The 7826-nt window shown below is 70.2% G+C and carries 6 protein-coding genes; 2 read left to right on the top strand and 4 right to left on the bottom strand.

What is annotated here, in order from left to right:
* Positions 1-312 (top strand): four-helix bundle copper-binding protein (locus ACYVK7_RS03585; RefSeq protein WP_460886301.1); only part of this gene is annotated, 312 nt, incomplete at its 5' end.
* A gap of 164 nt (positions 313-476) precedes the next feature.
* Here the strand turns inward: ACYVK7_RS03585 and ACYVK7_RS03580 are convergent.
* The 3 genes from ACYVK7_RS03580 to ACYVK7_RS03570 all read right to left on the bottom strand — a co-directional run bounded on the left by ACYVK7_RS03580 (position 477) and on the right by ACYVK7_RS03570 (position 4579).
* Positions 477-2162 (bottom strand): FAD-dependent oxidoreductase, encoded by a 1686-nt coding sequence (locus tag ACYVK7_RS03580; RefSeq protein WP_460886300.1) that lies wholly within the window; start codon positions 2160-2162, stop codon positions 477-479.
* A gap of 136 nt (positions 2163-2298) precedes the next feature.
* Positions 2299-3342, bottom strand: a complete 1044-nt coding sequence (locus ACYVK7_RS03575) for a flavin-containing monooxygenase (RefSeq protein ID WP_460886299.1) — start codon at positions 3340-3342, stop codon at positions 2299-2301.
* Between the two features lie 13 nt (positions 3343-3355).
* Positions 3356-4579, bottom strand: coding sequence for an MFS transporter (locus ACYVK7_RS03570; protein ID WP_460886298.1), 1224 nt, complete (start codon positions 4577-4579; stop codon positions 3356-3358).
* Between the two features lie 151 nt (positions 4580-4730).
* Between ACYVK7_RS03570 and ACYVK7_RS03565 the strand changes: the two genes are divergently transcribed.
* Positions 4731-5567 carry a helix-turn-helix domain-containing GNAT family N-acetyltransferase gene (locus ACYVK7_RS03565; RefSeq protein ID WP_460886297.1) on the top strand — a complete coding sequence of 279 codons (837 nt, stop codon included), beginning with the start codon at positions 4731-4733 and terminating at the stop codon, positions 5565-5567.
* A 73-nt stretch (positions 5568-5640) separates the two neighbouring features.
* Here ACYVK7_RS03565 and ACYVK7_RS03560 read toward each other — a convergent pair whose 3' ends face one another.
* The gene (locus tag ACYVK7_RS03560; RefSeq protein ID WP_460886296.1) at positions 5641-7815 is read right to left on the bottom strand and encodes a PhoX family protein; all 2175 of its coding nucleotides are present in this window, start codon (positions 7813-7815) and stop codon (positions 5641-5643) included.
* Between the last annotated feature and the right edge of the window lie 11 nt (positions 7816-7826).

The following is a 7826-nucleotide window of genomic DNA, read 5'->3' as shown; positions in this document are numbered from 1 at the left end:
TGCTCCCAGGTGTGTTCCGCATGCGCGGACGCGTGCCTCAGCGAGGACACGGTGGCCGACCTGCGCAAGTGCATCCGCACCAATCTGGATTGCGCCGACGTCTGTGACGCGACCGCCCGTGTGCTGTCGCGGCACACGGGGTACGACGCGAACATCAGCCGCGCGCTGCTCGAAGCCTGCGTCGCCGCCTGCAAGGCGTGCGGAGACGAGTGCGAGCAGCACGCGAGCATGCACGAGCACTGCCGGGTATGCGCCGAAGCATGCCGCGCCTGCGAGACCGCCTGCCAGGAGCTGCTGAGCACCATCGACTGACCCGCTCACTTTCCTGGGCGGAGGTCGAGCCACCGCAGCAGCAGCTGGGCGTTGAGCGGGACCCCGGCTACCAGTAGTTTCCCTGTGGATGAGAATTCATAGAAAACGCCCCAGGGATAACGCCTACAGTCCGGACGCGCGCCCCCTGTCATCAACAGCCTCGGCTATCGCGCTCCGGCCCAGGCCTGATAGTTCTTGTGGCCACCCGACAGGTTGTAGACCTGCTCGAAGCCGAGGTTGCGCAGCACGTTCTGCCCGGCGTTCCCGGTGACCCCCTTGTTGCAGTAGGTCACGGTCAGTGCGGCAGGGTCCAGCTCGCCGGCTCGGGTGCGCAGCTCGGCGAGCGGGATGTGCACGGAGCCGTCGACGAAACCCTTGGCTCGGTCCTTGGCCGAGCGGACGTCGACCACCTGGACCTTCTCGCCGGCGCTGCGCTGCCGCTCCAGGTCCGCCGGCGTGATCAGCGGTGCTCGCCCGCGGATCGCGTTGTCCAGTGCCATGCCCGTGTAGTGCACCGGGTCCTTGGTGGTGGCGTACGTGGGGGAGTAAGCCAGGTCCAGGTGGAACAGGTCGGCGACGTCCGCCCCGTAGGTGATGGCCGTCGCCAGGACATCGATCCGCTTGTCCGCCCCGGATGCGCCGATCGCCTGGGCGCCGAGCAGCCGGCCGGACGCCCGGTCCGCCACGGCCTTGATGATCAGCGGCTTGCCCCCGAGGTACTCGGGCCGGTCCGGCTTGATGTTGTGCAGCACCTCGACGTCGTACCCGGCCGCCCTGGCTTGGTCCTCCGTCAGCCCGGTCTGGGCCACCGCCAGGTCGAAGACCCGGACGATCGACGTGCCGAGGATGCCTCGGTGCTCCAGCGTGCCGCCCGTGATCGCGTCACCGGTGATGCGGCCCATCTTGTTCGCCGTCGACCCCAGCGGCACCCAGGTGGGCTCGTGGGTGATCAGGTTGAACGACTCGGCCACGTCTCCGACCGCCCACACGTGCGCCACATCGGTGCGCCCCTGCCGGTCCACGGCGATCGCGCCGGTCGGGCCGATCGTCACCCCGGCCTGCTGCGCGAGCTCCAGGTTGGGTCGCACGCCGACGGAGACGATCACCAGGTCGGTGGGCACGGTGTCGCCGTCGTCCGCCGAGCCGACACGCGCGCCGGTCACGCCGCCGTCGTCGCCCTCGAGGGCGGCAACGCGTGCGGCCAGGCGCAGGTCGACGTCGTGCTTGCGCAGCTCGGCGCCCACCCGCGCGGACATGTCCGCGTCCATGCGCGGCATGGCGTGCTCCAGCGCTTCGATCACGGTGACCTCGATGCCGCGCTCGGTGAGCTGCTCGGTCATCTCCAGCCCGATGTATCCGGCACCGACGACGACGGCGCGGCGCACCTGGCGCTCCTCGATCCATTCCCGGATCGCGCGGGCGTCGGACGGGTTCCGTACCGTGAACACCCCAGGCAGGTCCACGCCGGGCAGCGGCGGGACCACGCTGCGTACTCCGGTGGCCAGGATCAGCTCGTCGTAGGTGTCCTCGAATGTCTCCTCGGTGGCCAGGTTGCGTACGGTCACGGTCCGGGCTGCGGCGTCGACCGCGGTGACCTCGTGGCCCGTGCGGACGTCGACGTCGTAACGGGCCTTGAACCACGCGGCGTTGCGCGGGGTGAGCTCGTCGATGGTCTCGACCTCGCCGCCGACGAAGTACGGCAACCCGCACCCGGAGTAGGAGATGTCGTGGTCGCGCTCGTACACGGTGATGTGGGTGGTCTCGGTGTTGCGCCGGGCCTTGGCGGCGGCGGAGGTGCCCGCCGCTACCGAACCGACGACGACGATCTTGAGTGGCGACGAGGTGCTCATGAGGTTCCTCTGCTCGGGTTCCTGACGGGGCTGGACGCGACCTGTATCCGGCGGGCAGGCGTGTATCGACCTGCTTCTATTTTGACAGTTGCCGATATAGGAAGCAAGCTCGGTTCGACCGCCCGGCCCCATCATTTCAACCTCGACGTCGGGCGAGACGGCGGACCACGTACGCAGCGTCACGGCCGACACCACGGATGCTGGCCGAGGAGAAGCTGCGCTGCCACTCCAGTCCGACGTAGCCCAGGCCGGGATGCGTGGTGGACAGGCCGCGACGCTGTCGCGGTGCGCCCTTGGCATCGAGCGCGCCGAGGCTGGTGAGGTAGGAGACGCCGGGGCGGAACCCTGTGGCGAGCAGGATGGTGTCCACGTCTTCGGCGCTGCCGTCGGGCCAGGTGACGGTGTTGCCGTCGATCGCGGTGAACATGCGTCGCTGATCGGGCCGCCCGGCGTCGACAGCGGCTCGGTAGGTGCCGGTGTCCAGCACGGGCATGCTGGGCTGTGTGCCCAGCCATGGTCCGATCGGGAGGACGTCGTACCCGCTGACGGTCAACCAGAAGTGCGCGTCGCGACCCAGTGGCGTCTGGTTGGTGTAGCGGACCGGTGCGCGTGTGGCGAGGGTGACACGGGCGTGCGGTGCGAGGTCGACCGCGATCTGGACCGCGGAGTTCGCCGCCCCCACCACCAGGACCCGCTGCCCAGCGAACGGCGCCGGGTTCCGATACTCGCTCGAGTGCAGGACCCTACCGGTGAAGCGATCGAGGCCAGGGAGCGCGGGCCGGTGGGGCGAGCTGAACGCTCCGGTGGCGGCGATCACGATCGGTGCGGACAGTGGCTGCTCGTCCTGCACCTGCGCAGTGAGCTGGTCGCCGTCGTGGGTGACGGCCGTGACGCGGTGGTCGGTGCGGATGTCCGCGTCGAGGCTCTTGGCGTAGGTGCGCAGGTAGTCGACCACCTCGTCGCGGCGCGGATAGCGGTCCGGGTCACCGGGGAAGGCGAGGCCGGGCAGGGTGCTGTACCGGGCGGGGGAGAACAGGTGGAGGCTGTCGTAGTAGCGCGGCCAGGAGCCGACCGGCTCGTCGCCGGCTTCGAGCAGCGTGGGACGTAGTCCCTGGGCGAGGAGTGCGTGGGCGGCGGCGAGGCCGGCCTGGCCGCCGCCGATGACGATCGCGTCAGTCATGATCAGTGTCCTTTCAAGAGGGTGCTGGGCGCGTGCCGGGTGTGGTGGCCAGTGCCAGGAGCGCTGCGGCGGCCCCGACGACGGCCAGCAGCAAGAAGGTGTGGGAGTACCCGCCGAAACCGTCGGCGATAGCGGCGCCCGCCCACGGGGCCAGAGACATGGTGATCGCGAGCGGGGCGGACAGCAGGCCGGTGAGGCGGCCGTAGTGCACGGCGCCCCAGCGGTCGGTGACGGCAGTGGCCTGCAGCAGGGTGAACACCCCGCGGGCCATGCCGGCGATCACCGAGGCGGCGATCAGTACCGGCGTCGAGGTGACCAGCCCGAGTACCGCAGTGGTGAGCGCGACCGCGCCGACCACCAGTGCGGTGCGGGTACGGACGCTCGTGTGCCGCACCAGGGTGGTGTAGCCGAGGCGGCCGAGGACTTGTCCGGCGCCGCCGAGTCCGAGCGCCACGGCCGCGAGGCCCGGGGTGAGGCCGCGTTCGGTGAGCAGCGGCACCAGGTTGATGATGACCGCATAGGCCGTGAACGCGGCCATGCCGAACGTCACCACCAGCAGGACGAAGGCGCGGGAGCGTGCCACCTGTCCGGGGTCGCGGTGTTCGGCCGGCTGTGCGTGATCGTGCGGCTCAGGGTCTGGCCACGTGCCGCGCAGTCCCCACAGGTGTCCGGGGATCGTGATGACCCCCAGGATGGCTGCGAGCACGAGGTAGGTCTGCCGCCAGTCCAGGTGCGCAGTCAGGAGCGCCGTCAGTGGCGCGAAGACGGTGGACGCCAACCCCGCAGCGAGGGTGAGCACGGTGAGGGCGAACACGCGTCGCGGACCGTACCAGCGGGTCAGGGCCGCGAACGCGGGCGGGTACAGCGTCGCGCCCATCGCCAACCCCATCAGTACCCAGGCGGTGATGAACCATGCGAGGTTCTGTGCCGTGGCTACCAGGACCACCGAGGGGACCGCGAGCAGCGACCCGCCGGTCATCAGCCAGCGCGGGCCGATCCGGTCCAGCCACCGGCCGATCGGGATCCCCGCCAGCGCCGCCACCAGCTGCCCGACCGAGAAGCCGGCGATCACGGACGCCCCGGACCAGCCGGTCGTCCTGGTGATCTCGACGGCCAGCACGGGGAAGGCGTAATACAGGATGCCCCAGCTGGTGATCTCGGTGACGCACAACGTCACAAGGACCCGGCGCAGCCCGGCCCGCGACAGGCCGGGCTGCGCGATCACCTCCGCGCTCATGGCTCGCGCCGCAACGTCCGGCGGACGGTGCCAACAGGGGGCAGCATGCTCACGCCGGTTCTCCCATCGACATTGTTCGATCTGACTGGTCGGGACTCTATCGATCGCCGTCGATTGACGCAACCATCGATTTTGATCGATCATGGCGTCCATGTCGACGACCCTCGAGGCCCAGGTCCTGCCCGAGGCTGCGGCCTCCACCTATGCGGCCTGGTTCGCCTGCCTGGCCGAGCCGACCCGCGTCCGGTTGCTGCATGCGGTCGCTACCGCGCCGCAGGGGATGACGGTCGGCGCGCTCACGGAGGTCCTCGGGATCAGCCAGTCCACCTGCTCGCACCACCTGCGCAAGCTTGCCGACGTCGGGTTCGTCCAGCTGCACAAGGAGGGCACCACGACCCTGGTCACGATCAACCCCGCGTGCTGCGTGGGGTTGCCGCACGCCGCCGACGCCGTGATGGGCCTGCTCGCGCCCCGGCCATGCTGTCCCGAGGACGTCCCGGCCGACGTGACCGTACGCGCGCTGCGGAACCCGGACTGGGCCGCTGTGCGTCGCATCTACGGCGAAGGCATCGCGACCGGCCTTGCGACCTTCGAGACCGCCGTTCCGAGCAGGTCGTCGCTGGATGCGAAGTGGCTGCCGGATCACCGCTGGGTCGCCGAGGTCGACGGCGAGGTCGTCGGATGGGCCGCCGCGACCCCGGCGTCAGCGCGCGAGGTCTACTCCGGCGTCGCCGAGACCTCGATCTACGTCGGCGACGGGTATCGCGGCCGCGGCGTCGGCAAGTCGCTGATCCGCAAGCAGGTCATGACCGCCGACGAGGGCGGACTCTGGACGCTGCAGACCTCGATCTTCGCCGAGAACCGGAGCAGCGTCGGCCTGCACCACGCGGCAGGGTTCCGCACCCTCGGCATCCGGGAACGCATCGCTCAGCGCGACGGCGTCTGGCACGACACCGTCTTCATGGAACGCCGCAGCACCGTGAACTGAGCCGGCCTGCAGGGCTGTCCGCAGACGGCGACGCCCGCCGCCCCTCAGGGCGACGGGCGTCGATGTATCCGGATCACTGGTGGCGTGATCCCTCCCGCCATACCTGGACGACGGACGGCCGCGGGCCGCGCCACGCACCGGCGTCGGCCGGCTCGCCCTGTGCGAGGTAGTCAGGGAAGTACGACTGCTGTGCGCCGAACGTGCCGTCCTCGCCCGGGTGCTGCACGGCGACGTAGACGATCCCGTCCTCGTCGTCGATGATCGGCCCGCAGGTCTCGGCCCCGGTGGGCACGGAAAGGAACTGCTGCACGTGCCCGCGCTCGCGGCCGGTGAGCGGCACCTTGAACAGGCCGTCGCAGCGTCCCATGGGGCTCGATGCGCCGTCCGTCGAGATCCACAGGTTGCCCTCGGAGTCGAATGCCACGTTGTCCGGGCAGGAGATCGGCGAGACCCGGTCCGTGGGGAACCCGGCGAAGTACACGGACTCGTTGACCTCCGGGTTGCCGCACAGCAGCAGGATGTTCCAGCGGAACGTGGTGCCGGTGTGGTCGCCGTCCTCGGTGATCTCGATGACGTGCCCGTCCCGGTTGCCCGTCTGGGTCTCTCCGCTGATCACCCGGCGGTCGCGCGGGTTGGCCTCGTCGGCAGCGCCACGCGCCGCGCCGGGCACGCGCTCGGAGTTGTTGGTGCAGGCCAGGTAGATCTTGCCCGTCACAGGATTGGGCTGGATGTCCTCCGGGCGGTCCATCTTGGTGGCGCCCACAGCATCGGCCGCCTGGCGCGTGAATACCGCGACCTCCTCGGCAGACATGCCGGCCACGGCGCTGCGCCCGTCGACCAGCAGCGGCATCCAGACTCCGCGCCCGTCGAACGCTCCGTCGGACGGCAGCTCGCCCGACCCGTCGATCTCCCCGGTGCTGTCGCCCAGGAACTTCGCGACGTAGAGCGAGCCGCGGCTGAGCAGGCCCATGTTGTGCCGCCGGGCGCCCAGGCTGTCTCCGTCCCGGAACCGGTCGGAAGAGACGAACTTGTAGACGTACTCCCAGCGCTCGTCGTCGCCCATGTACGCGACGGCGTGGCCATCGCGCGACAGGATGACCTCGGCGCCCTCGTGCTTGAGGCGGCCCATCGCGGTGTGCTTCACGGGCGTGGATTCCGGGTCGTAGGGGTCGATCTCCACCATGTACCCGAAGCGGCGTGACTCGTTCTCGTAGCCCTCGTTGTGCCCGGAGAAGCGCGGCTCGTCCAGCTCCCAGCCGTAGCTGGTGGGCGACGTCGAGCTGCTCAGCCCGTAGCGCGCGTCGCGCGGGTCGGTGCCGTCCACCCGGAAGTAGCCGTGGAAGTTCTCCTCGCCCGAGAGCACCGTTCCCCAGGGCGTGGTCCCCCCGGCGCAGTTGTTCAGCGTGCCCAGCACGCGGGTGCCGGTCGGGTCGTCGATCGTCTTGAGCAGGTCGCTACCGGCGGCCGGGCCGTCGAGCGTGAACTCGGTGCCGACGTGTATGCGGCGGTTGTACCGGCTGCGCGGCTCGTACTCCCACGGCTTGCCCTCGCGGCGGCGCTCCACCTGCACCACGGACATGCCGTGCGCGGCCCGCTCGATCGCACGACGCGCGGCGGCGTCGTAGGTCTCGTCGAACATGATCCCGGCGTTGGTGTACTCGTGGTTGGACACCATCAGGGCCGAGGTGCCCAGGTCACGGCCGCGCCGTCGGCCAGTGCGGCCCTTGCCGGACCACACGTGCCGACCACGGCCGAGCGGCAAGAGCTCCAGGTAGTCGCAGTTGTACCCGAACGCGAGGGCCTGCTTGGCGGCGCTCTGTGAGCTGACGTCGAACGGCTCGGCGCCGGGCAGGATCGGGTCGCCCCAGCGGATGATCGGGCTCCACGTGAAACCCTCCGGGACCACCAGGGCATCGACGTCGGCCGCCTGGGAGGCGACGGGCCGGAACGAGAGGCCTTCACGCCCGCCGTCGTGCCCGGGGCCCCGGCCTTGCGCGGTGGCCGACGGTGCGCCGGCCACCTGCGTACCGATCACGACCGCACCGGTGGCGACCGCGATGGTGCCGAGCATGGCGCGGCGGGACAGCGCCGCGCTCACCACGTCCTTGAAGTACTCGTTGGCGCTCTCGTTCGGAGCGGGATGGGAGCAGGCATCCGCGCACTTGAGGCGGCAGGTGACCGGGCTGCGCTTGCCACGCGCATATGGCGCCATCTGCAGCAGCTGGCGAGATTCGGGGGCGATCGTCATCGGAGGTCTCC

The sequence above is a fragment of the Promicromonospora xylanilytica genome (assembly GCF_054782895.1).
This window is presented reverse-complemented; position numbering and strand designations above follow the sequence as displayed.